The 24,254-nt window shown below is 65.8% G+C and carries 11 protein-coding genes and 1 pseudogene; 6 read left to right on the top strand and 6 right to left on the bottom strand.

The genetic code is table 11. The features are described from left to right. Positions 1-112 precede the first annotated feature (112 nt). From BJF92_RS19540 to BJF92_RS19515, 6 genes are all read left to right on the top strand, one after another. Positions 113-1,306: a pyridoxal phosphate-dependent aminotransferase gene (locus BJF92_RS19540; RefSeq protein WP_075636441.1), complete on the top strand. Its 1,194-nt coding sequence runs from the start codon at positions 113-115 to the stop codon at positions 1,304-1,306. Positions 1,307-1,531: 225 nt separating this feature from the next. Next, the gene (locus BJF92_RS19535) at positions 1,532-1,966 is read left to right on the top strand and encodes a hypothetical protein (protein ID WP_139790621.1); all 435 of its coding nucleotides are present in this window, start codon (positions 1,532-1,534) and stop codon (positions 1,964-1,966) included. 140 nt (positions 1,967-2,106) lie between these two features. Beyond that, a complete protein-coding gene (secD, locus tag BJF92_RS19530; protein WP_075636439.1) occupies positions 2,107-4,641 on the top strand; it encodes a protein translocase subunit SecD in 2,535 nt (844 codons plus the stop codon). A gap of 581 nt (positions 4,642-5,222) precedes the next feature. Continuing rightward, on the top strand, positions 5,223-5,492 hold the full coding sequence (locus BJF92_RS19525; protein ID WP_075636438.1) for a hypothetical protein: 270 nt from the start codon (positions 5,223-5,225) through the stop codon (positions 5,490-5,492). 350 nt (positions 5,493-5,842) lie between these two features. Continuing rightward, positions 5,843-6,313, top strand: a complete 471-nt coding sequence (locus BJF92_RS19520; RefSeq protein WP_075636437.1) for an RrF2 family transcriptional regulator — start codon at positions 5,843-5,845, stop codon at positions 6,311-6,313. 470 nt (positions 6,314-6,783) lie between these two features. Then, a complete protein-coding gene (locus BJF92_RS19515) occupies positions 6,784-7,797 on the top strand; it encodes a KpsF/GutQ family sugar-phosphate isomerase (RefSeq protein ID WP_075636436.1) in 1,014 nt (337 codons plus the stop codon). Between the two features lie 26 nt (positions 7,798-7,823). Here BJF92_RS19515 and BJF92_RS19510 read toward each other — a convergent pair whose 3' ends face one another. The 6 genes and pseudogenes from BJF92_RS19510 to BJF92_RS19485 all read right to left on the bottom strand — a co-directional run bounded on the left by BJF92_RS19510 (position 7,824) and on the right by BJF92_RS19485 (position 23,824). Then, positions 7,824-9,098, bottom strand: coding sequence for a capsule biosynthesis protein (locus BJF92_RS19510; RefSeq protein ID WP_075636435.1), 1,275 nt, complete (start codon positions 9,096-9,098; stop codon positions 7,824-7,826). A 200-nt stretch (positions 9,099-9,298) separates the two neighbouring features. Next, a pseudogene (locus BJF92_RS19505) lies at positions 9,299-10,882 on the bottom strand (LTA synthase family protein); the annotation flags it as partial. Positions 10,883-11,161: 279 nt separating this feature from the next. After that, positions 11,162-11,956: an SDR family NAD(P)-dependent oxidoreductase gene (locus BJF92_RS19500; RefSeq protein WP_075636434.1), complete on the bottom strand. Its 795-nt coding sequence runs from the start codon at positions 11,954-11,956 to the stop codon at positions 11,162-11,164. Positions 11,957-12,030: 74 nt separating this feature from the next. Continuing rightward, positions 12,031-13,446 carry an aminotransferase class I/II-fold pyridoxal phosphate-dependent enzyme gene (locus BJF92_RS19495; RefSeq protein WP_075636433.1) on the bottom strand — a complete coding sequence of 472 codons (1,416 nt, stop codon included), beginning with the start codon at positions 13,444-13,446 and terminating at the stop codon, positions 12,031-12,033. Next, on the bottom strand, positions 13,443-20,948 hold the full coding sequence (locus tag BJF92_RS19490; protein WP_075636432.1) for a type I polyketide synthase: 7,506 nt from the start codon (positions 20,946-20,948) through the stop codon (positions 13,443-13,445). Before BJF92_RS19490 ends, BJF92_RS19495 begins: the two co-directional genes overlap by 4 nt. An 812-nt stretch (positions 20,949-21,760) precedes the next feature. After that, positions 21,761-23,824, bottom strand: coding sequence for a putative bifunctional diguanylate cyclase/phosphodiesterase (locus tag BJF92_RS19485; protein WP_075636431.1), 2,064 nt, complete (start codon positions 23,822-23,824; stop codon positions 21,761-21,763). Between the last annotated feature and the right edge of the window lie 430 nt (positions 23,825-24,254).

Here is a 24,254-nt window from a genome sequence, read left to right as displayed (position 1 = left end):
CGTCGCGATCCTCCGGATCGCTTCCTGCGCTTTAAGTCTTTGTTTTTCGCATGTCGTGATCGCAAAACCGCTTCCCACTTTTGCGCGACATGCTGCAACAGGAGTGTCCCTCATGCGCTATGCGTCGATCACCGATCGTCTGGCCGATCTCGGTTCCGGCAAATGGGCGCTCCATCATCAGGCTCGGCGCATGAAGGCGGAAGGCGTGCCGGTGATCGAACTGACCATTGGCGAGCCCGATGTCGCGCCCGATCCGGCGTTGCTCGCCGAATGCCAGCGCGCGATGAATGCGGGGCGCACGCGCTATTCCAGCGGCCGGGGCGAGCCGGCCGTGCTGCAGGCGCTGGCCGCGCGCTATGCCAGACGCCAAGCGGACGTGACGGCCGAAAATGTTCTCTGCTTTCCCGGCACCCAGGCCGCGCTCTATGCGGTGATGTGCGGACTGGTGGAGGCGGGCGACGGCGTGCTGGTCGGCGATCCGCTCTATGCCACCTATGACGGCGTGATCCGCGCCACCGGCGCCCATCGCGTCACCGTCACGCTGCGGCCCGAGCACGGCTTTCGCATGCAGCCGGCCGATCTCGAAGCCGCGATCACGCCCGATTGCCGCGTCCTCCTCTTGAACTCGCCGCACAATCCGACCGGCGCGGTGCTGACATCGGACGCCATCGACGCGATCGGCGCGCTCTGCCGGCGCCACGATCTCTGGATCGTCTGCGACGAGGTCTATGAGCAGCTGATCTTCTCCGGCACCTTCGACAGCCCCTTCGACCGGCCGGAACTGGCCGAGCGCACCATCGTCGTCTCCTCCATTTCCAAGTCCCATGCCGCGCCCGGTTTTCGCAGCGGCTGGGCCGTGGGACCGAAGGAATTCTGCACGCGGCTGCTGCCCGTCTCGGAAATGATGCTGTTCGGCGTCCAGCCCTTCATCGCTGACATGACGGCCTATGCGCTGACGCATGAAATCGGCACGGCGGCCGAAATGCGCCAGCGTTACCGTGATCGCGCGCTGACGCTCGCCGAGGCGCTGAAGGGGGTGTCCGGTGTGCGGCCGATGGTGCCGGATGCCGGCATGTTCCTGCTGCTCGACGTGACCGAGACGGGGCTTTCGGGCGAGGACTTCGCCTGGGCGCTGTTGAAGGAGGAGCATGTGGCGGTGATGCCAGGCGGTTCCTTCGGCGAGAATGCGCGCGGTTTCGTGCGCATCAGCCTGACCGTACCCACCGCCGATCTGGTGGAAGCCGGCCGGCGAATCGCTGCGCTCGCCGCCCGCCTGATCGAGCGCCCGCAGGCCGCCACGGCCTGAGCCACAGGCACAACCGCGCCGATGCGGTGGCGCGGGCCATGCCGCCGCCGATCCCGAAAGACATCAAACCGCCCGGTGAATTTGACTTTGCCGGCCGCAGATGGTTTCTACGCGGCCTGAGCGGCGCCGGCGATGGAGGATCTCCCGCGCCGATGCCGGAAAGCGTTAGGGCACGGCAGCGTTTCACCGCTTCGGCGGCTTGGATCTTGAAAGCGGGAAGGGCCTTTGCGACACGGTCGGGCAGGACAGCACTGGACGAGACAGGCGCGGCGTGAGCCCGGCCGGTTTCTGGCCGCGCTGTGGATGCTGCTGGCTGTGCTCTCGATGCCCGTCGTCGCCTGTGCATCCTCCGGCGGCGAGCGCGATCTGGCGCGCGTTTCCGGCGACAGCACGGGCGCGGCCGGACGGCCCGCCGATCCCGCGGCACTGACCCGTCAGGCCCTGCGCGCCGCCCCGCCGGCCGATCTCAAATTTTCCGCCGAACGGGGCGACCCCAAAGCGGTTCCGGGCGGTCCCGATCCCGCCATCCTGCCATGCCCGTCGCGCATCGCCCGCTCGGGGATGATTGCCTGCCGGCTGGCGGCCGCGCAGGACAGCCTGCGCGAAGCCGCGGATGCCAGCGCCTATCGCTCCCGCGCGCCGCCGCGCCAGCCGGCCTGAGCGCCCGCCGACACTGTCACCCAGCCTTTCGATCCCTGTCGGCATCAGGCGCATGCGCCTGGTCCCGTCATCATCTCTCCCGCCGTCCGCGCGACCGCAGCCTCTGCGCCGCCGGCGGCCCGGACCTTTGGAACCTTCCCATGCGCACCCCCAGATGGGCGATCTTCGCCTATATCGCGATTACCCTTTTCGGGATCATCGCGGTGATCCCGAACTTCCTCACGGCCGAGCAGCAGCAGCGCTATCATGCCTTCCTGCCGGTCAAGCCCGTCACACTCGGCCTTGATCTCAAGGGCGGCTCGCATCTCGTGCTCGAGGTGGATGCCGCCGGCCTGCGCCGCGCGCGGCTGAACACGCTGCTCGACGATATCCGCAACCTGCTGCGCACCGAGCGGCTCTCGACCGCCGCCGCGCGGCTGACCGGCGACACGGTCACCGTCACGCTCGACGATCCGGCGGCGCTGGCGCGCATCCAGCCGAAGATCCAGGCGCTGGCCGCGCCCGTGGGCACGCTCGGCTTCGGCACCTCGTCCTCCGACATCGCGGTGACCACCAACGGCAACACCATCACGGTGGGGCTGACCGAGGCCGGCCTGCAGGAGCGCATGACCGCCGCCGTCGACCAGAGCCTGGAGATCATCCGCCGGCGTGTCGACCAGGTCGGCGTTGCCGAACCGCTGATCCAGCGCGTCGGCTCCGACCGCATCCTCGTGCAGCTGCCGGGCCTTCAGGACCCGACGCGCCTGCGCCAGCTGCTGGGCTCCACCGCGCAGATGAGCTTCCACATGGTCGACCAGAGCGTCGATCCCAATGCGCCGAACCCGCCGCGCGGCGTGGAGATCCTGCCGGGCGCCAATGATCAGAACAAATATGCGGTGGAAAGCCGCGTGGCGATCTCGGGCGAGCGGCTGGCCGATGCCAAGGCCGGCTTCAACCCGCAGACCAATGAGCCGATCGTCTCCTTCTCCTTCGACAGCCAGGGCGCGCGGCAATTCGCCGAAATCACCCGCGAGGCCGTCGGCAAGCCCTTCGCCATCGTGCTCGACGGCAAGGTGCTGACCGCCCCTGTCATCCGCGAACCGATTGTCGGCGGCCAGGGTCAGATCTCGGGCAACTTCACCGCCCAGGAGGCCACGGTCCTCTCCGCGCTCCTGCGTTCCGGCGCGCTGCCGGCGCCGCTCACCATCATCGAGGAGCGCTCGGTCGGCCCCAATCTCGGCTCCGACTCGATCCGCATGGGCATCTATACCGGTCTTGCCGGCTTTGCCGCCGTCTGCCTGATGATGCTGGCGCTCTACACCTCCTGGGGCGTCATCGCCAATCTCGGCCTGCTCTTGCACACGATCCTGACCGTGGCGGTTCTCGCCATGCTCGGCTCCACGCTGACGCTGCCCGGCATCGCCGGCATCATTCTCGGCATCGGCATGGCTGTGGACGCCAACATCCTGATCAATGCCCGTATCCGGGAAGAGACCGCCAACGGCGCCGGCGCGATGAAGGCGCTGGATGTCGGCTTCAACAAGGCTTACGCCACCATCGTCGACGGCAACGTCACCACCCTGGTCGGCACGCTCCTGCTCTTCCTGTTCGGCACCGGTCCTGTGCGCGGCTTCGCCGTGACCATGATGATCGGCATCGTCATCTCAATGTTCACCTCGATCACCGTGGTGCGCCTGATGATGCAGCAGATGGTCGTGCGCCGGAAGATGAAGAAGATCGAGATCCATTCGATCTTCGGCAAGGTGCCGTCCATGCGCAGCTTCTCCTTCATGCGCGGGCGCTATCTGGCCATCGGCATGTCGGCCTTCCTGTCGATCAGCTCGGTCATCCTGTTCTTCAAGCCCGGCCTGAACTACGGCATCGACTTCGTCGGCGGCATCCAGGTGGAGGCCACCTCGCAGCAGGCGCTGAACATGGCCTCGGTGCGCGAGAAGCTCGAATCGCTCAATCTCGGCGAAGTGGCGCTGCAGGACTTCGACCAGGGCAAGTCGGTGCTGATCCGCGTCCAGCGGCAGCCGGGCGGCGAGGCGGAGCAGACCGTGGCGCTCAATGCCATCAAGGATGCAGTCGCCCAGGCCATTCCCGGTGCCGCCTTCGAGCGCACGGAAGTGGTGGGCCCGACGATCTCCACCGAGCTGGCCCGCTCCGGCTTCATGGCCGTCGGCCTCGCCATGCTGGCGATCCTCTGCTACATCTGGTGGCGGTTCGAGTGGCACTTCGCCATCGGCGCGATCGTCACGCTGATCTTGGATATCACCAAGATGATCGGCTTCTTCGCGCTGACCCAGATCGACTTCAACCTGACGGCGATCGCCGCCGTGCTGACGCTGATCGGCTATTCGGTCAACGACAAGGTCGTGGTCTATGACCGCATGCGCGAGAACCTGCGCAAGTACAAGACCATGCCCTTCTCCGAACTGATCGACCTGTCGATCAACCAGGTGGTCATGCGATGCATCTTCACCTCCGTCGCCATTCTCGCCTCGCTTCTGCCGATGGCGATCTGGGGCGGCGATCCGGTGAAGCCCTTCGCCTGGCCGATGGTCTTCGGGGTGATCGTTGCCACGACCTCGTCGATCTATATTGGCGGGCCGATCCTGCTCTTCCTGTCGCGCTGGTGGAAGGACCGCGAAACCAGCCGCGTCGGCGGCGCGGAAGCGGCTACAAAGAGCTGATGCAAGCCTCTCCCGGCCTGTTTTTCTCCTTATGCTGAAGGATGGGTAAACAGGCCGGGTCCGGTTTTGCAGGTGGTGCGGCGTTGTCCGCAGGCGCCTCTTGCGTAAGCTGTCATCAAAATTTCACGGGCGATCCCACGGGGTCGCCCTTTTTTGTCCGCATCCGCTGCCTATATCCGGGTTCAGCAAGGGCACCCCATGATTCGGTACTTGCCGGAATATTTTTGCTGATTTCTTCTCAAAAAAGAAAAATTCAGCAAAATTATTCGACCAACGAAGCCGGATAATTGACATATTTTGTCGATTAACCTAGAGTTCAAACTGTCGGAGAAGCCGACACTTGCTCAATCCGCATCGTCACCTGGCGATGCCGCTCGAAAGCCAAAGGAGAGCGCCATGACTGCTTCGTACAGCCTCGCCGCCCTTGGCGGCTCCAAGTCCTTCTGTCGCAAAATGGCAATGGATATCGCGTATCTCGCCTCCTGGCGAATGTGACGCGCATCGCCTGCTCCTAGCAGGCTCATCGATGAAATTGCCTGATGTCTGATCCGGCCGGAAAGCGGCGCGGAGGGAGTATTGCCATGAGCAAGCAAGTGATCGAGTTCAACGGGGAAGCGGTCGGCGTCGTCGTCCCGGATGCCAACGCCCTGCGTTTCGTCGCCGTAAAATTTCACGTCTGGGATCTGGATGCCCATCATTTCGCCAGTGCCGAGGATGCGCGTGAAGCCGTCCGCAGGCTGGTGATGAGCAAAAGCAACCGCGCGCAGGTCCTGCCGCGGGAAACCTCCGCGCGGCCTGCCCAGGCCGAGCAGACTGCTTTTGACCGGCCCGCCGGCGATCTCGCCGCCTGACCCGCACATCGGCCTTGGCGGGCAGAGGGCCGCAAGGCCTGAATTTGTTCTACCCGAATCTCGTTTTACCCGGATGAAGCCGGTCGCGCGCAGCGGCCGGCTTTTTGCGTTGCGAACGCGAAATTTTGCGTGTTGTCGCAATCTTTGCGAATGTTCTCACGCGAAAGCTGCGACTTGGTCACAATTTTCTGGTATAGGACTGTCAAATGCGCGGGCTCGGTACCAATTTCGTCATAGAAATACGGTGTCCTGTGCTTGAGGACGCAAAGAACAGCGGTGGGAGCTCGTTTTCACCGCGACTTGCAAGCCGGATATGATGATGACCGGCTCAATTTGGTAAAGAGCAGACGATGTTGACGAAGAAGGGCAAATACGGGTTGAAGGCGCTGGTCGATCTGGCGCGTCTTGAGCCAGGCGAAACCGCGTTCATCACCGAAATCGCGGTGCGCAACAACATCCCGAAGAAGTTTCTCGACACCATCCTGCTCGAACTTCGCAATGTCGGCATTCTCAAGTCGAAGAAGGGTCCAGGCGGCGGCTATTCGCTGGCCCGCCCCGCGTCGCAGATCCGCATCGGCCATGTCATCCGCACGCTTGACGGTCCGCTTGCCCCGATCCGCTGCGCCAGCCGCACCGCCTATGAGATCTGCGACGATTGCGCCGATCCCGAAAGCTGCGAAGTCCGCCGCTCGATGACGGTGGTGCGCGATGCGGTCGCCGATATTCTCGATTCCATGTCGCTCGACGATTTCGTCAACAATCCCGAGATGGCCGGTCGCACGACGGAAACGGCGCCGGCCGTGGTCCAGCGCGCGGGTTGATCGACACGACTGCCATGCCCGGAATGGCGATGGTCGCTGCAGGTGGCAAATCGTGCCGCAGCCATAGCCTTCGCCTTCCTCTCGCCGACGTGCGCGCCTTTCCGCGCGTCCGGCCCATTGGGGCAGCACGGTGCTTTCCGGCTCCCTTGCGTCTTCCCGCTTTCTCAAAGCCAGCACCCGCTGCCTGATCCGCCGCCCTTGGTGGCAGGGCGGACGCCGTGAGCTGTCGGTCTTGTGACGATTTTGTGTCTTTCGGGACGCAGCCAATCGGCTTCTTGCTCTGTGGTCATTTCGCTTTGCGAGGCGATCGGCTAGACCGACCGCCACAAGGACGGCCTGGAGCACGGGCCGCCGCGGCGAAGCGACGATCATCCACCACCTCGTGCACCTCGTGCGCTGATGAAGCGAACAAGCTGCGCGGGATCGATCGGTTCGGCCGCGCCAGAGACGAGATCAGGGAGCAGGCAGAGATGAACGCGAAATCGAACCAGGAAGATCTGCACAGCCGCGACGCGCTGCAGGCCTCGATCGGCAGGACGATCGCCACCACGGTCAGCGCCGTTGCCGCCTTTTCCGCGTGCTTCGCCACTGATCCGGCCTTTGCCTCCAGCCTGGTCGATGCTGTCGAACTGATCGGCGAGCGGCGCGGCCGCACGATCGTCGCAGGCATCGGCAAGAGCGGCCATATCGGCCGCAAGATCGCCGCCACGCTGTCCTCGACCGGGACGTCGGCCTATTTCGTCCATCCGGCCGAGGCGAGCCACGGCGATCTCGGCATGATCACCGAAGAAGATACGCTGATTCTTCTCTCCTGGTCCGGCGAGACGGTGGAGCTGGCGTCGATCATCACCTATGCCCGCCGCTTCCAGGTGCCGATCGTTTCGATCACGGGCAATGCCGACAGCCTGCTGGCGCGCAATTCCGCCGTCGCCATCGTCCTGCCGAAGGTGCAGGAAGCCTGCCCGCACGGGCTTGCGCCGACCACCTCGACGCTTCTGCAGCTCGCCGTGGGCGACGCCCTGGCGATCGCGCTTCTGGAGCGGCGCGGCTTTTCGCCCGAGGATTTCCGTACCTTCCATCCTGGCGGCAAGCTGGGAGCGCAGCTGCAGCGGGCGATCGACCTTGCCCATACCGGCGCGGCCATGCCGATCCTACCGGTCGGCAGCCCGATGAGCCTGGCGGTGATCGAAATGTCGTCCAAGGGTTTCGGCGTCGTCGGCATTGTCGATGGCGCTCAGCGGCTGATCGGCGTGATCACCGATGGCGACCTGCGCCGCCATATGTCGGATGGCATGCTGAGCGAGCCGGTGGAAGCGGTGATGTCGCACAGCCCGCGCGTCATCCGCGGCGATATTCTCGCAAGCGCCGCGCTGAAATCGATGCAGACAGCCAAGCGCGTGACCGTGCTCTTCGTCGTGGACGAGACCGGCGCACCCGAAGGCATTCTGCACATTCACGATCTCCTGCGCGCCGGCGTGGCCTGACGTCCCTCAGCGGGGAAAATCTCTTATCAGCCTGACCGCCCGGTCTTGGCGGGCCTCGCGCGCGGCGGCGGGTCGATGAAGGCGCCTGGAGCGTTGACGGTCTGGCGATCGAGCCGCTCCGCGATCGCCCGGGCGCCGGCATCTGCGCCGGACCTGGAATAGAAGTTTCCGCGCACCTGAACGCTTGCCGCGAGCAACCGGAAAAAGGCGCGGCAGAGCGCGGGATCGGGCGCCTGCGGCTCGGCCCAGAAGGCATCGAGCGGCTTCTGGTCGGTCAGCCGCTCCATGCGGAAGATCGCCGCGCCGAGAACCTTCACCGGCAGATCGCGCTGCAGCGCATGCAGGCCGACGGTCGAATTGACGGTGACCACGCCCGCAGACCCCTCCAGCAGCCGGTCGAGCGAGCCGCCGTCGAGATAGGTCACGCGGCGGTCGATGCCGAGCCTCAGCGCCGTCGCGCCGATCAGGCCCTTCCAGTCGATCAGACCATTGTCGAGTGGATGCACCTTCACCGCCAGCCGGGCCTCGATCGGCGCGAAGCGGGCGAAGGAGGCCAGCACTTCGGCGATCGCCTCGCGCTGGTCGCGATAGGGTGAATGGGCGCGCAGCTGAAAGTCGGTCTGCAATTGCAGGGGATAGACGAAGACCGGCGCACCGGCCTGCGTCAGCTCTGCAATGGCCGCTGCCGCCGCCGCTCCACGCCGCTTCTCGCCCGCAAGGCGCATGACCCAGCCGGCATATTCGGCCAGCGGATGAAACAGCGCGTGGCGGCGATAGAAGGGATAGCCGAGATTGAGAAAGACATTCGGAAGATTGTAGAGGAGGTCATAGGCGGCCTCGGCCAGGAAGGTCTGGCTGTGGCGCCGGGTCCAGTCCGGCTCCGGCAAGCCTTCCGCCGCGGCGAGAACCTGCTCGGGATCGTCAGGGAAATGCGAGTTGGAAGACATGCCGCCGCGCTCGACCGTCAGCCAGTCCGGCCGGAGATAGCCCATCTCCACCACATAGACGCGGATGCCCAGCCGCCGCGCTGCTTGCGTGGCGACCCGGTGATAGGCCCGCTCCTCGCCGAGCAGCACGATGTCGGTCACGCGATGCGCCACCAGGAAGCGATCGAGAAAGGCCGGCCAGCCCTCCGGCCGGCCGCGATAGGCGTGGCCGCCCCTGCGCCGCCAGAACAGGCTGTCGCCGATGTTGAGATTGATCCTGACACAGCGGTGGCCGCGCTCTTCCAGCCGATCGGCGATCCCGGCGAAGATCGGCGAGGAGGGGCCCTGCAGAAACAGGAAGGTCCGCATGACCATCAGACCTGGCCGGAGGATTCTGGCGCGGGCGATGCGGGCGTCGTCGGCGGAGCCGTCTTCGAGGTCTCGGTGTTGGGTGTGCCCGGCTTGGCGCCTCCGGATTTGGCTGGCCCAGACTTGCTCGGCCCGGACTTGGCCGCCCCCGACTTGCTTGCCCCGGATTTGGGGAGCGGCGCGCCCACCGGCCCCTGCGTCTTCGCCAGCCGTTCCTTCTCCAGCCCGGCGAGCTTCAGCAGCGTGCCCATCAGGTTCCACGGCTCCTCATTGCGCGGGAAGACCGGGCCGTGTTGGGCCGTGCGCGCCTTGGCCAGGGGCACGATGAAATAATCGGTCCGCGGGTCGGGGAAGGGATCGGCGAAGGATTTCAGGAGCGGCGCATGGTCGCCGTAAAACAGCAGCCACACCGGCCGGTCGAGCTTGCCGAGCTGGTCGACGAGCTGTCCCAGCGCCTTGTCCGACTGCTGCAGGATCTCCAGATAGATGCTGACGGGATCGGTCAACCCCTCCACGCGCCCCGGCTCCCAGGGGCCATGATTGGCCATGGAGGCGACGAAAAGCAGGTCGCCATGCTCGCCGGTTTGGGCCTGCGCCTCGGCGATCACCTTGGCCGTCAATGCCGCATCCGAAACATAAGCCCCGTCCCGCTCGGGCACGTGGTCGAAGCCGTCCAGCATGGTCATCTTCTGGAAGCCCAGCAGCGGCATGGCCTTGTGGCGCAGGAAGAAGGTGCGGGCATAGGGATGGATGAAATGGGTGCGCCAGCCGGCCTTCTTCAGCTTGGTCGGCCAGACGATGTCGGAATAATTGCGCGCGCGCAGATAGGGATAGCTGGCATCGACATGGAGATGATCGGGCTCCAGCCCGCTCAGCACGGCAAATTCGGTGCGCAGCGTGTAGCCGCCCTCGAACACGGTGGACAGCCGGCCCCATTGCGCCGAGAGCTTCTGCAGCCGGTCGATATTGGGCAGCTTGATCGTGTCGACGCCGAAATGGCGCATGTCGATGAAGGATTCCGACTGCCAGACGACGATCAGCGGCGCCTTGTCGTCCTCGCCGCCGATGATGGTCTGGACCGCGGCGAAGAAGGCCTCGGAAATCTCCGCCACCACCTTCTCGCGCCGGCGCGCCAGCCAGAGGATGAAGTGGAAGATGACCGAGCAGAAGGTGCCGAAGCGCAGCGTGCTGACCTTGACGTTGGGCTGGCCCACCAGGCGCTGCACCAATGCGGCCACCGGCCGGTTCACCGGGCCGTAGAACAGCAGGATCCAGGGCACGTCCGCCAGCAGGATCGCCAGCAGGATATAGAACAGATGCGCATGGTCCGGCAGCACATTGGGCTCGAAATACATATAGAGCCCGGAGACGCCAAAGACATAGGAGAACGCCACCAGCCAGAAGACGATGTTCAGGGAGTTGGCATAGAAGATCGACTTGTATTTGAAGACATCGGCGACCATGGCGATGTCGGAAAACACCAGCGGCTCGCGGATGAACTTGTATTTCGCGCGAGAAATCCCGGTGAAGATGATGAAGAAGCTCATGGCGCCGGCGGCGGCATAGAGCGGACGCCAGGAAATGGCGAAGAAGCCGGTGAAGACCAGCGCGATGATGGGCAGGCGCGCCGCCATGTCCCGCCAGACGCGCGCCGCCTCACCGCTCGCGCGAATGATCCGCCGCTCGCGTGTTGGCATGGCGAATTTGTCGGTCATGAGAATGACCGCGGATGCAAAAGCGAAGCACAGGAACGTCAGCATGAACGGGTGATCATGCAGCTGGAACGACATCGGTGCCAAGTCTATTCCTTTTTGATCGTCAGCCGTCTGTCCATCGCCGCGCATCCCTCGCCGCACAGCCCCTGCCGGCCTGTCGTTCCGGCAGGGCAAGGGCTGTGCGCGAGCAATCCGCTGTCTTGTCAGCGCCGGAGGTCGCCGCAGACGGACGGGCAGGGCACGTTCATCGTGCGCCAAGCTCTAAAGCATTTCCGGGGCGCCCGGAAGCGGGCAAATCCGCTTCTCCCAAACCGTGTCCTTTCACCGCAACGCCGTCAGGCGGATGCCGCTTGCCTATCGCATCCCTTTCCGGCTGGCCGCTGCGATCCGCCGGCCGAACCAGGCATAGAGCAGCGGCCGCAGGCTGGAACCCAGATAACCCAGCAGGCCGAGCTCCAGCGTGAAATAGAGATTGGCGCGGCGGCGGTCGATTGCGGCCAGGATCTTGCCGGCCAGCCGGTCGGCCGGCCAGGCCGCCACCTTGCCCATCATGATCTCCGCTTCTGCTGGCCGCAGCGGCCGCTCCTGCGCCAGCTGCGGCGTCTCGGTGTCGGGTGGATAGCACAGGCCGACGGAAATGCCGTCGCCTGCAAGCTCCAGCCGCAGGGAATCGGCCAGGCCGATCAGAGCGGATTTCGAGGCGCAATAGGCGGCATAGCCGTAAAGCCCGATGAGGCCCGCGCCGGAACCGACGATCATCAGCCGCCCGCCGGTCAGCCGCAGGCCCGGCAGCGCGGCGCGGATCGTATTGGCCGTGCCGATCAGATTGACGGAGATCTGCCGGTCGAAATCTTCGGCCGGTTGCACATCGAAACGGGCCGGCGCCACCAGACCGGCGCAGGCGATGACGACCTCACACGGGCCTAACCGCGCCTCGGCGCGTTGCAGCGCCGCGGCGATAGCGTCGTTTCGTGCAATGTCCGCGGCCTCTGCCGCGACGCTGGCTTCCGGATGGTCCGTCTTCAGCCGCTGGACGGCCTCTGTGAGGGCATCGCTGCCGCGCGCGATCAGGGTCAGGCGCGCGCCGCGTGCGGCATAGGCGCTGGCAATGGCAAGGCCGATGCCGCTCGACCCGCCCGTTACCACCACATGCGCGCCGGCGGGGACGGGACCTTTAACGCCGGTCCCGGTCCATTGGGAACGGGGCGGGGCAGGCCGCTCGCTCATTGCGTGGCGAGCAGCTTCATCATCTGCTCGACATTGATCGAGGCGAGGCCGAAATTGCGGTCCGTCAGCGCCTTCAGCCGCTCGGCTGTGATCGCCACGGTCTCGCGGATCTGCGCCTCGGTATGATCGCTGGTGATGAAGAAGCGCAGCCGCGCCTGCCCCTCGGGCACGGCGGGATGGATGATCGGCAGCGCGTTGATGCCGGCGGCGAGAAGGTCGTTCGACAATTGCACCGCGCGCAGCGAATCGCCCACGAGGATCGGCACGACCGAGAAGCCACCGCTCAGGCCCGTATCAAGCCCGGCTTCCTGCGCCAGCTTCAGGAACAGCGCGCCATTGCGGCGCAGTGCGGCCGCCCGCTCGGGCTCGCGCGCCAGGATCTCGACGCTGGCGAGCGCGGCGGAGGCGAGGGTCGGCGCCAGGCCGACACTGTAGACGAAGCCGCCGGCCTGGGCCTTGAGGATGGCGATCAGCGCCGCGCTGCCGGCGATATAGCCGCCGCAGCTCGACGTGGTCTTGGACAGCGTGCCCATCCAGATATCGACCTCTTTTGCGTCCAGGCCGAAATGCTCGAAAGTGCCGCGCCCCTTCGATCCGAGAATGCCGAGCGCGTGGGCCTCGTCCACCATCAGCCAGAAGCCGTATTCGGCCTTGAGCTTCAGGATCGCCGGCAGGTTGGCGACGTCGCCATCCATCGAATAGATGCCCTCGACGATGACGAGGATGCGCCGATAATCGCCGGCCACCGTGCGCAGCACATGGTCGAGATCGGCCACGTCATTGTGCTTGAACAGCCGGCGGGTGGCGCCCGACAGCTTGATGCCGGCGAGCGCGCTGTTGTGGATGAACTCGTCATGGACGACGAGGTCCTGTGGCCCGAGCAGGCAGGAAATCGCCGCGACATTGGTGAGGTAGCCGCTGACGAAAGCAATGGCAGATTCGACGCCGTAAAAACCCGCCAGACGCTCTTCCAGCGCGGCATGAACCGGGCGCTCGCCCGCCACCAGCCGGCTGGCGGAAGCGGAAATGCCGAAATCGTCGATCGCCTTCTTCGCCTGCGCCAGAACGGCCGGATGCCGGTTCAGGCCCAGATAGTCGTAGGAGGCGAAGTTGATCAGCTTGCGGCCGTCGATCACCGTGGTGGCGCCGGCTGCCGTCTCATGCGCGCGGTAGAAGGGATTGTCGATGTGGAGCTGCTGGCTGGCGAGCTGCTGCGTCAGAACCTGCTTGTACTCAGGCATGTCCTCGAAGCGAGGCTGCTTGCGCCTGACGGTGACCGGCGCTTCCCGCTCCGAGCGCGCCATGCGGTTGCGCTCGGAGGACTGGTGCGTGTTGCGCATCCGGTCGATCAGGTTTTCCTTCAGGCTCGTGCTCATCTTCGGCGAGAATGGCCGCTGCTCGTTCTGGCTCATGCTCCCGCAGCCTCCTTTTCGGCCACGCCGCCGGCAATGTGGCGCTTGGCCAGTTCGCTCACCATCTTGTCGTCGCCCTGCGGCTCCTCGCCGGTGTCCTGGTCGCGCTTGCTCACCTTCTCGTAGAGCTTGCGGGTCACGTCGCCCACCGTCGTGGTTTCCGCAATGCCCGACAGCGGCATGTCGAAGCCGGTGTTCTGCTGGAAGCTGATGCCGAGCTCGACCGCCATCAGGCTGTCGAGGCCGATTTCCTTGAGGATCTTGTTGCGGGTGATCGTATCCTTGGCGACACGCAGGATCGCGGCGATTTCGCCGGCGACGATGTCGAACAGCAGATCCTCCGCTTCCTGCGCCGATTTGCCTTCGATCAGCGCTACCAGATCGAGCGCCGCGCCATCGCTGCTGCCGGAATACTGATCCGCCCCGCGCAGCACCACCTCGAACAGCGGCCCGCGCACGACCGGCAGGGACCGCGCCGCCGCCCAGTCGAAATCGGAGATCATCACCACGGCGGCCTCTGGCGTGCCGGGATCGCGCGCCATGTAGGCGGCGACCTCGTTCAGAGCCTGGGCAGCCTTCAGCGCGGTCTTGCCGATGCGCTTGGACAGGATCTCGTTCACCTCGGCATTCTGGGTGAGATAGCCGGCATCGGCAATCGCGCCGAAGCCGACGGCGAGCGCCGGCAGGCCTTCCGCCCGGCGGCGGCGCGCCAGCCCTTCGAGGAAGCCGTTGGCGGCCACATAATTGCCCTGGCCCGGATTGCCGACCAGCGTGGTCGCCGAGGAGAACATGAGGAAGCTTTCCAGCCTGTCCTCCCGCGTCAGACGGTCGAGCACGGCCGCGCCCTTGGCCTTGACGTCGATGACGGGCTTGTTGCGCTTGGCGTCGAGATTGGCGATCAGCGCATCATCCAGCACCATGGCGGCATGGATGACCGAAGCGATCGGCGCCTCGGCGCGCAGGCTGTCCAGAAGGGCGGCCGTGGCAGTGGCATCGGTCACGTCGCAGGCATGCACGCTCGCCTTCACGCCGCGCTTGTCCCAGCGGGCAATCGCCGCCAGCGTTTCGGCATCGGCCTGGCCGCGCCGGGTGGCAAGCGCCAGCCGCTTTGCTCCGCGATCGACCAGCCATTGCGCGGCCATCAGACCGAAGCCGCCAATGCCGCCGACGACCACATGCACGCCCTTGCCGGAAACCGCCGCCGGCCGCGCCGGCAGGCGCGCCACATGATCGCGGCCTGCCACCGGCGGACGCACGACGATCTTGCCGATATGGCCGGCATTCTGCATCAGGCGGAAAGCATGGCCGATCTCGTCATGATGGAAGGCGCGGTAGGGCAGCGGCATCAGCCTGCCGTCATCGAACAGCGCGCCGATCTCGGTGAAGATCCGCCGCGTCAGATCCGGCTGGTTGACCAGCAGCTGGTCGGCATCGATGCCGAAATAGCTGATGTTCTTGCGGAAGGGCCGGAGCCCGATCTTGCTGTCGGCATAATAGTCGCGCTTGCCGAGTTCGAGGAACCGGCCGAAGGGCTTCACCAGCCCGAGGCTTTGCTCCATGGCATCGCCGAAGAGCGAGTTCAGCACGAGATCCACGCCCTTGCCGTCGGTGGCCGCGCGCACGGCGCTGACAAAGCCCATCGAGCGGCTGTCGAACACATGATCGGCACCCAGCATCTGCAAGAAGCGGCGCTTCTCGCGCGTGCCGGCCGTGGCCACGACGGTGGCGCCGAAGAGCTTGGCGATCTGCAGCGCCGCCAGACCGACGCCGCCGGCCGCGCCGTGGATCAGGATCGTCTCGCCCGCGCGGATGCGGCCGAGCTCCACCATGGCGTAATAGGCGGTCAAGAAGGCGACCGGCACCGTCGCGGCGGCCACCGGATCGAGGCTGCGCGGCAGGCGCGCCACACCTTCGCGGGCCACCACGGCATGGGTCGAGAAGGCGGCCGAGGCGATCGCCATCACGGGATCGCCGACCGAGAGATCGGTGATTTCGCGGCCGACGGCGACGACATGGCCTGACAGTTCCATGCCGATCGTCGCGCCGGCAAAACCGTCTTCCAGCGCCTCTTCCGGCAAAAGGCCCATGGCCCACATCACGTCGCGGAAGTTCAGGCCGGTTGCGGCCACCTCGACGACGATCTCGCCCGGGCCGGGCGCGGGCACACTCGTCTCTTCCCAAGCGATGCTGCCCACCTGCGAGGGAATGCGCTGGCGAATGGTCGCGGCGACGAAATCCGTGGTCTCGCGGATCGCGGACGGCACGGGGCCGGGCACGGCGCGCAGCAGGCAAAGACCATCGCGCGGATCGACGATCCATTCGCGCTCGCCGTCGGCCAGCGACAGCACCTCAAGGCCGGCCTCCAGCGCATCGGCGCTGCCGGTGTCGATCAGATGCAGGTCGATGAGGTCATATTCATTCTGCAGAACGCGGGCAAAGGTCCACAAGCCGCTGTTGACGGCGCTGACGGGCCGGTCGCCGGCCGTCGGCGCGCCGCCGGGCAGGGCGATGACCAGCTGCGGCCGGGCGTCACCGGCGGGGTCGCTCGTGCCGAAATGGTCGCGCATGGCGCGCGCAAAGGCGCTCAGCGCCATAACGCGCACCTGCAGCACATCCGCCGCCTTGTCGCCATCGGCTGCGGGGAAGACGAAGAGGGCGCGCGGCCGGCGGCCGTGCAGCCCGTTGAGGCTCTGGGCGAACAGCGCCTGGTCGGCGGCCAGCTCGCCCTGCGCCGTCACCCTCTGCACGCCGGCGCCGGGTTTCACGGCCGCTTCCTCGCCTGCAAGGGTGATCAGCATCAGGCCCTGGGCGTCGCCGGTCTCCTCGTTGTAGATCGGCAGGGCGGCGCCCATCGCCTGAACGACCATGAGGCCGCCCGTGCGGGCTTCCCGCTCCTCCACGCTGATGGCCTTGAGGCCGAGATCTGAGAGCGTGCTCTGCCATTGCTGCGCCGTGGCCAGGCGTCCCACGGGAAACTCGGCCGTCTGGCTGCGGGCAAACCAGCTGTCGGACAGGCCGTGACAGAAATCGGCGAAGATCGAGGGCGCACTGGTGGCGCAGACGAGCGCGCCGCCCTGAAGCAGGCCGGCGCGGATCACGCCCCGCAGGGCGGTATCCTCGTCCAGAAGCGTGGCGATGGCGTCGGAGGCGCTGACGATCAGGTCGACGCTGCCGATATTGGCCAGCTGCTCGGCCTTGATCACGGCCACATGCGGCGCCTGCTCGAAGGCGAGCTCCAGATTGCGGTGGGCGTTGTCGCGCGGCTCGAACAGCGTCAGCGTCGCGCCATGGGCCTTGGCCAGCGCGGCCAGCTGCTGGCTGAAGGCGGGCGATAGCGTGCCCGCTTCGAGAATGCGCAGTCCGCGTCCTTCGCCTGCCTGTCCAAGAGCGGCGGCAAGCGCCGCGCGCACGATGTCCATGCGGTGTTCAACGGCGGTGGAGTGCACGGCCTGATGGTCGAGCGTTGCATCGCTGGCGACCGGAACGGGGAAGGTCAGGACCTCGCCATCGGCCGTCTCGGCCGCGCGCAGCCGGGCGATCCGCTCCAGCGCTTCGCCATGGACATTGTTGATGAGCACCGCCTCGACCACGCGGCCCGAGGTTTCGGCGTAGACTTCCTTGAGGATGTCGCCCACGGGTGGCAGCGAATACTCCGTCGTGATCGTCCAGGTCTCGCCGGTGTGGCGGGCGAGGCCTGCATCCTCCAGCGTGAGCAGACAGCTGGCGAGGAAGCAGCGGAAGGCGAAGTCACCCGGCAGATCGACCATATCGATCCGCGCGCCGCCGCGCGACAGCGCCAGCGCGATCTCATGCGCGGCGCGATAGATCGCGGCATTGAGCAAGAGCGTAGTGCTGTCGACATCCTCTTCGGCCATCGCCGCCGTCAGCGGCAGCGAGAGCGGCGCCCGCGCAGCCGCGCCGGACAGCGCCGGCGCGCGCGGATGGGCGACCGTCTGATAGTGATAGCTCAGATCGTCCAGCGTCTTGTGCTGGCGCAGGAAGGTGCGGCGGAAGCGGCAGTCGCTGAAGGACGCGATCAGCGCGCCGGCCTCATTGTAGAAGCGGAAGGCGGCCTTGATCGAATAGGGGCTGATGCGCTCGATCTCCGCCACCGCGCGGGCCACGGTGTCGCCCGGGCGCGACAGGCGAATGCTGCCGAAGCGCACGGGAATATAGGGCGCGCCGCCGCTCTCGCCGGTCAGCCGGCCGAACAGGGCCACCATGCCGTGGAAGGTGGCATCGACCGAGATCGGGTTCAGCGCATAGGTGACGAAGGGGTGAAGCGCCTGGGCCGGCGCCTTCAGGGTGACGTCGATCAGCCGATCGTCATAGGCAACAGCCTTGGCCAGCAGCCGGAAGGCCGGACCGTAATCCAGGCCGAACTGCCGCGCGGTCTCATAGGCGGCGGCACCTTCGACCACGGCCGTGCGCTCCATGCCGAGGAAGGAGGGACGTGCTGCGCCCTCCGGCTCGCCCGTGGGCTTGCGCAGGCGCGCCACGGCATGCACCGCCCAGTCGTCTTCCGAGAGACGCTCGCGCGAGCGGATTTCCAGATCGCCGGTTTCCGGCGAGATCACGGTCGACAGTTCCATGATCTTGCTGTCGGACAGTTCCAGCGGCCGGACGATGTCGAGATTGGTCACCTCGATCTCGGCATTGTCGTAGAACTGGCGGGCGGCCGAAAGCGCGATCTCGACGAAGCCTGAGCCGGGCAGAATCGCCTTGCCGTCGACCACATGCTCGGCGAGGTCGGGGAAGAGATGTGCGTCGACGTGGTTCTTCCAGCTGCCGCTGTTGAGATCGGCGCGCCAGCCGGCCAGCGTATAGGGGAAGCGCGCGCCCCGGCCGAAAAGATCGGTGGAATCGCTCGTGGTGGCCGGGCGCAGTTCGCTTGGCTCGAACGGCAGGACAGGCAGGCGGACAAAGGCATTGCGCTTGCCGAACACCCGCGCCGCCTCGATCGCCGCGCCATTGGCTACGGCGCGCGCCATCGAGCGCGCGACAGGATCGACATTGGGCTCGGCCGCGCCGCGCTGCAGCGTGGCGACGACGGCGGCGGGAACGCCTGCCTGCTTCACCGTTTCCTTCAGGTAGGAAGACAGGATTGGACGGGGCGAGATTTCGAGCAGCAGCGTGCAGCCGAGCGCGATGGCGGAATGCGTCGCCGCCTCGAAGCGCACCGGCTCACGCACATTCTTCCACCAGTAATCGGCATCGAGCTCGGCGCCGTCGAGCGGCGTGCCGCTGACGGTCGATATATAGGTCAGTTCCGACTTGCGCGGGGCGATGTCGGGCAGGTCGCCGAGGAACGCGCTCTTGGCCTGATCGATGATCGGGTGGTGGAAAGGATAGTTGATATCCAGCACCTGCGCCGGGATCTTGGCCTTGCGGGCGGCATCGCGGAAGGCGCCGACTTCGGCCACCGGGCCCGAGATCGTCACGGAGTTATGGGCATTGATGGCCGCCACGCAGATCTGGCTGAAGCCGTGAGCCTCGGCAAAGGCCTGCGCCGCCTCTTCGCCGAGCATCACCGCGGCCATGGTGCCCTGGCCGGCCAGCATGTCCTGATGCAGCGAGCGCTTGGCGACGATGGTGACAGCATCGACCAGCGACAGGGCGCCGGCGGCATAGGCGGCGGCGATTTCGCCGACCGAATGGCCGAAGACGGCGGCCGGCTTGATGCCCATGGCGATCAGGCTGTCGGACAGCGCCGCCTGAATGGCGAAGAGCAGTGGCTGGGCGATCTTGGTGTCGGAGAGCCTCGTCTCCAGCGCCGGATCGGTCAGCAGCTCGGTCAGGTCGAGATCGGCGTGGAACTTGAACAGCGCGCTCACCGAGGTGAAGCACTGGCGGAAATGCAGGTTCTCGCGGAAGGCATCGACGCCCATGCCGGCCCATTGCGCGCCATTGCCGGAAAAGACGAAGGCAATCTTGGCTTCGCGGCCGAGCGCTTCGCCGGCCTCGCCAATGCCCTTGCCGGCCGTCTCCAGATGATCGGCAATCGCCCGCTGGATCGCGGCGGGGTCGTCGCTGCGCACGACGAAGCGGTGGCGCATGGGCGCACGGTTGGCGCCCGAGGCGGCGACGATGGCGCGCGCCTCCTCGCGCCCGGCCTTGGCCAGGCTGGATTTGTAAGAGGAGAGCAGCGTTTCCAGCGCCGAGGCCGTATGCGCGCTCGCCATGAAGACATGACCGCTGGCGCTGGCGCGCTGGCGCTCCTCGGGCAGCGGCTCGGGATCGCTGATCACCACATGGGCATTGGCCCCGCCGAAGCCGAAGGAATTGATGCCGGCCAGGCGGGCCTTCTTGCCGCGCAGAAGCTCGATCGGGCTGGATGTGACGCGCACGTTCAGCCCGTCGAAATCGATGTTCTCGTTCGGCGTCTCGAAATGCAGCGAGGCGGGGAGATAGTTGTTCTCCAGCGCCATCATCGCCTTCAGCATGCCGAACAGGCCGGAGGCCGGCTCGGTATGGCCGATATTCGACTTGATCGAGCCGATCGGTACGGGCGCGCGCCGCTTGGCGCCGATCACGGTGCCGATCGACCAGACCTCGGCCGGGTCGCCCACCTTGGTGCCGGTGCCGTGGCCTTCCACGAAGGCCACCTGATTGGCGTCGATGCCATGGCCGTCATAGATCGAGGAGAGCAGGGCGGCCTGCGCCTCGCGCGAGGGCAGCGAGATGCCGTTGGTGCGGCCGGCCGAATTGACGCCCGAGGCGACGATGCGGGCATAGCTGCGGTCACGCTCCTGGCGCACGCGGTCGGAGCGGCGCAGCACGAAGACCACGCCGCCTTCCGCGCGCACATAGCCGACGCCGTCATTGTCATAGGCGCGGCACAGGCCCTCCGGAGAGAGCATGCGCGCCTGGGCAAAGCCGACGAAGGGAAGGGGATGGGCGAGAATGTTGACGCCGCCGACGATCGCCGTGTCGATCTCGCCATTGTTGAGCGCGCGCATGGCCTGATCCAGCGCGACGAGAGAGGACGAACAGGCCGTATCGACCGTCATTGACGGGCCGCTGAGGCCGAAGATGTGGGAAATGCGGTTGGAGACCACCGACAGCGTGTTGCCGGTCATGAAATAGGGGCCGGCCGCGGCCGGGTCCTCCACCGTCAGATTGGCATGGTCAAGGCTGGAGGCACCGACATATACGCCGACATTCTGGCCCCGCAGCGAGGCGGCGGGGATATTGGCGTCTTCCAGCGCGCGCCAGGCCAGCTGCAGCAAAACGCGCTGCTGCGGATCCATATACATGGCTTCGCGCTGCGACATGCCGAAGACGGCGGGATCGAAATCATAGATGCTATCGAGCACGCCGGCGGCGAAGGAATAGGTCTTCCCGGCATTGCCCATCACCGGATGCCAGAAGCGCGCGAGATCCCAGCGGCCCGCCGGAATCTGGGTCACGGTGCACTTGCCTTGGCGGAGCAGGCGGAAAAGCCCTTGCGGTGAATCGGCCCCGGGTGCCAGGCATGCGCGCCCAATGATATCTGCTGTCATGTCCGATGGAACACTCTAATCGTTCAGGTCAGTCTAGGCTGATCGCATTTGATCTGTCAAAAATCAATCACAACCTAGTGTATAAGCGACCTTGCTTGCTTTCATCCCCCATATTGGGGGCGCTGATGACATCCGCTTTCCAGGCTGTCTGCGTCAGGCCTGATACAGGGGTGACAGGGGTGCGACATTCGGAAATTTTCGCGAAAGTGCCCCGTCATCCTCTCATCCGGCAGCATGCCGGTGGCGCCCGTGCCGCGTGCCGGACTCGTCGCGCCCGAATGCGGACCGCCGGTGAGGGGACGCCCCGGTTGCATGCGCGCTCGACTAAATTGATCGCCCCGTCTCTTGCCCGTCCGCCGCCAGATTATCCTCTCGTCTGCCCCGGCCAAGACACTTAGCGCAACAGCCGGTAACAAAGTGACAGGCCGTCCCGTGCTGCCATGGCATCGACGAGGAATGAGCGGCGACGACTGGCGGGAAATCTGGACGAAAAAAGGGCAGAGGCAGGGGAAATGGGCCCGCGTGTTGCTGTGGGTGCCACCCTGTCCCGCCAGGCCGGGGAAGCGGGTTTTCGAGAGCAATGCGCGCAGAAGCGGTTACGACATAAGACGAAGCACGAATTGGGTTCCGACCCCAAAGCGCGGCGGGCGAATCCGAGAGATCCAAAGTATAAGAGAAAGAGTTGAAGTATCGGACCGAGGCCGATCTTCACTCCGAGGGTCGGCGGCGAATCCCGTTGCATGCACCGCCATCGGTGAAATGGCGGGCGCCAAGCACAGGCGTCGGCAAGGGCGGCCTTTGGCGTCATGGCTTCAGGCTGCGCTGTTGCTCTTCGTCCTTGTCCGCTCCTGCGAAAGAAGGGCGGCAAACTCCGCGGCCGGCATCGGGCGCGCGAAATAGAAGCCCTGCATTTCCTGACAGTGGGCGTCGCGCACCCATGCCACCTGCTCGGGCGTTTCGACACCTTCGGCGACGACCTTCACATTCATAAGTCGGGCCATGGCGACGATCATGCTGGTGACCGCCGCATTCTCCGGTAGCGTCTTGATCAGGCTGCGATCGATCTTCAGGCAATCGATCTCGACCTGGCGCAGGCGCGCGAGATTGGAATAGCCGGTGCCGAAATCGTCGAGCGACAGGCGCACGCCCGTCCGGCGGATCCGCGTCATGTTCGCCTGGATCGCCGCCGTTTCCTCCAGGATCATGGTTTCGGTCAGTTCCAGCTCGAGAAAATGCCCGGGGCTTTCACTCTCCGCCAGGACATCCTCCACCAGCGCAGCGAAGTCCGGATCGGCGAGCTGGCGCTGCGAGACGTTGACGGACACGGCGATCCTGTGGCCTGCCTTGTGCCAGCGGTTGAGCTCACGCAGCGCGCTGCTCAGCACGAACAGGCCGAGACCGCGAATGAGCCCGCTTTCCTCGCAGATCGGAATGAAGGTCGCGGGCGAGACCATGCCGCGCCGCGGATGCTTCCAGCGCAAGAGCGCCTCGGCGCCGACGATGGAGAGATCGGCCGTGGAAACGCGCGGCTGGTAATAGACCTCGAAGTGGTTTTCCTCCATCGAGACGCGCAGGTCGGCCAGCATGGTCTCGCGCGCCTCGAAGGCCAGATGCATGCTCGGCGTGAACAGCCTCAGCGCGTTGCGCCCGCTCGCCTTGGCCTCTGACATGGCGAGATCGGCATATTGCATCAGCGCCGGCTCGCTGCGTGCATGCTCCGGATAGAGCGCCACGCCGATGCTCGGCGTCAGCGTCATCGCGCGCTCGCCGAAGGGGACGGTAATCGAAAGAAGACTCAGGATCTCGTTGGCCAGCACCGGCATGGTCTGCGCGGTGCCGCTGCGCCGCGGGGCCAGGAAAAGAAATTCGTCGCCGCCGAGCCGGATGATGCTGTCGCCGCGCCGGGCAATGGCGCGCAGCCGGTCGGCGATTTCGCACAGAAGCCGGTCGCCAGAGGTATGGCCGAGCAGATCGTTGACCGTTTTGAACTGGTCGATATCGATGAAGATCACGCCGAATTCGCTGCCGCGCTTTTCGGCATGGGCAATCATCCGGCTCATGATGGCCGTCAACGCCAGCCGGTTGGGCAGGCCGGTCAGCGCGTCGACATAGGCGGCGCGACGGGCGCGCTCTTCCGCCTCGCGCAGATCGCTGACATCGGTTTCGCTGACGACCAGAGCCGGCCGGCCGGTCACGGGATCGAGGCAGGTGTTGACGGTGACCTCGTGCCAGCGCAGGCCCTGCTCCGTGTGTATCCGCGCAATGCCATTGCCGTCCCCGGTCTCTTTCGCATTCTTCAGCAGCTGCGCGTAATCGCCCGACCGGGCGAAGCGCTCGCGGAAGCAATCCGCCTTCTGGCCGAAGGCCGTGCGCGCGGCGGGATTGAGATAGAGCACATCATCCGTCTGCGCATCGACGATCGAGATCATCAGCTTCGTATGCAGAAGGACATCGGTGCTGCGCCGCATGTCCGGCGTGCGGGCATCGTTCTCCTGCGCTTCGCACAGCATGGCCATGCGCCCGTCAGCAAGGCGGTAGCCGCTCAAATGAAGCGTTAGCGGCGTTGGCCGGCCGCCTGGATAGAGCGTCCAGAGATCGCAGAAGCGCGCATCCTTCCGGCAGAAGTCCTCCCGATACTGTCGGAGCCGCCGTGCCACCGCCGACGCCATGCCGCGTCCAAGATCGCGCGCCCTGAGTTCCTCAAGGCTCTCGGCCGCCCAGACGGCCAATCCCGCCTCGTTGGCCCAGATCACACGGCAATGGTCGATGTCGTAAATCCACAGCGCCGCGGTGATCCGTTCGAGAATCGCGCTCTGGCGAACAAGGTCTGTGCCCGGGACGGCACAGGCGGAATCTGACTGCGGCGTGTCAGGCATGGGCGCCGCCCGCGGGGCTCAAGGTCTCGCACGTTTTGGCGCTGTACATTCTGGCGCGGCGGCCTTGGGCGGGCACGGCCATGGCGTTGCTGCAGCGGTCGCTTGACGCCTCTGGCGAGGACAACGCTTTCGTGGCGCTGTGTCTATCCCGGATCATGATGAAATCCTCTCGAATATGACAGGACCATACGTTTCTTGAATTAAATTTCTCTTCCGTAGCCTTTTGGAAACTGAACGATCGCACGCGGCCGTTGTACGTTTGGCGAAGATCGCTGCGGTCCTGCCTTGCGGGCCGCCCTTGATCGACACGCCTGGGATCCGGGCGGCTTCGCGCTCTTCGGTCCGATGCTCTAAGGCCTGTTGACAAACGTCAGGTTGGGGCAAGGTTTGTTGCCGAGGGTCTCCTTGTTTGACAGGAGGCTTTGATGGT

This window comes from Xaviernesmea rhizosphaerae, from assembly GCF_001938945.1.
GTDB classification, from domain to species: Bacteria; Pseudomonadota; Alphaproteobacteria; order Rhizobiales; family Rhizobiaceae; genus Xaviernesmea; species Xaviernesmea rhizosphaerae.
This window is presented reverse-complemented; position numbering and strand designations above follow the sequence as displayed.

Coding starts and splice junctions, on each gene's coding strand:
- BJF92_RS19540 (WP_075636441.1), top strand. CDS start 113: ATGCGCTATGCGTCGATCACCGATCGTCTGGCCGATCTCGGTTCCGGC.
- secD (WP_075636439.1), top strand. CDS start 2,107: ATGCGCACCCCCAGATGGGCGATCTTCGCCTATATCGCGATTACCCTT.
- BJF92_RS19525 (WP_075636438.1), top strand. CDS start 5,223: ATGAGCAAGCAAGTGATCGAGTTCAACGGGGAAGCGGTCGGCGTCGTC.
- BJF92_RS19520 (WP_075636437.1), top strand. CDS start 5,843: ATGTTGACGAAGAAGGGCAAATACGGGTTGAAGGCGCTGGTCGATCTG.
- BJF92_RS19515 (WP_075636436.1), top strand. CDS start 6,784: ATGAACGCGAAATCGAACCAGGAAGATCTGCACAGCCGCGACGCGCTG.
- BJF92_RS19510 (WP_075636435.1), bottom strand. CDS start 9,098: ATGGTCATGCGGACCTTCCTGTTTCTGCAGGGCCCCTCCTCGCCGATC.
- BJF92_RS19495 (WP_075636433.1), bottom strand. CDS start 13,446: ATGAGCCAGAACGAGCAGCGGCCATTCTCGCCGAAGATGAGCACGAGC.
- BJF92_RS19490 (WP_075636432.1), bottom strand. CDS start 20,948: ATGACAGCAGATATCATTGGGCGCGCATGCCTGGCACCCGGGGCCGAT.
- BJF92_RS19485 (WP_075636431.1), bottom strand. CDS start 23,824: ATGCCTGACACGCCGCAGTCAGATTCCGCCTGTGCCGTCCCGGGCACA.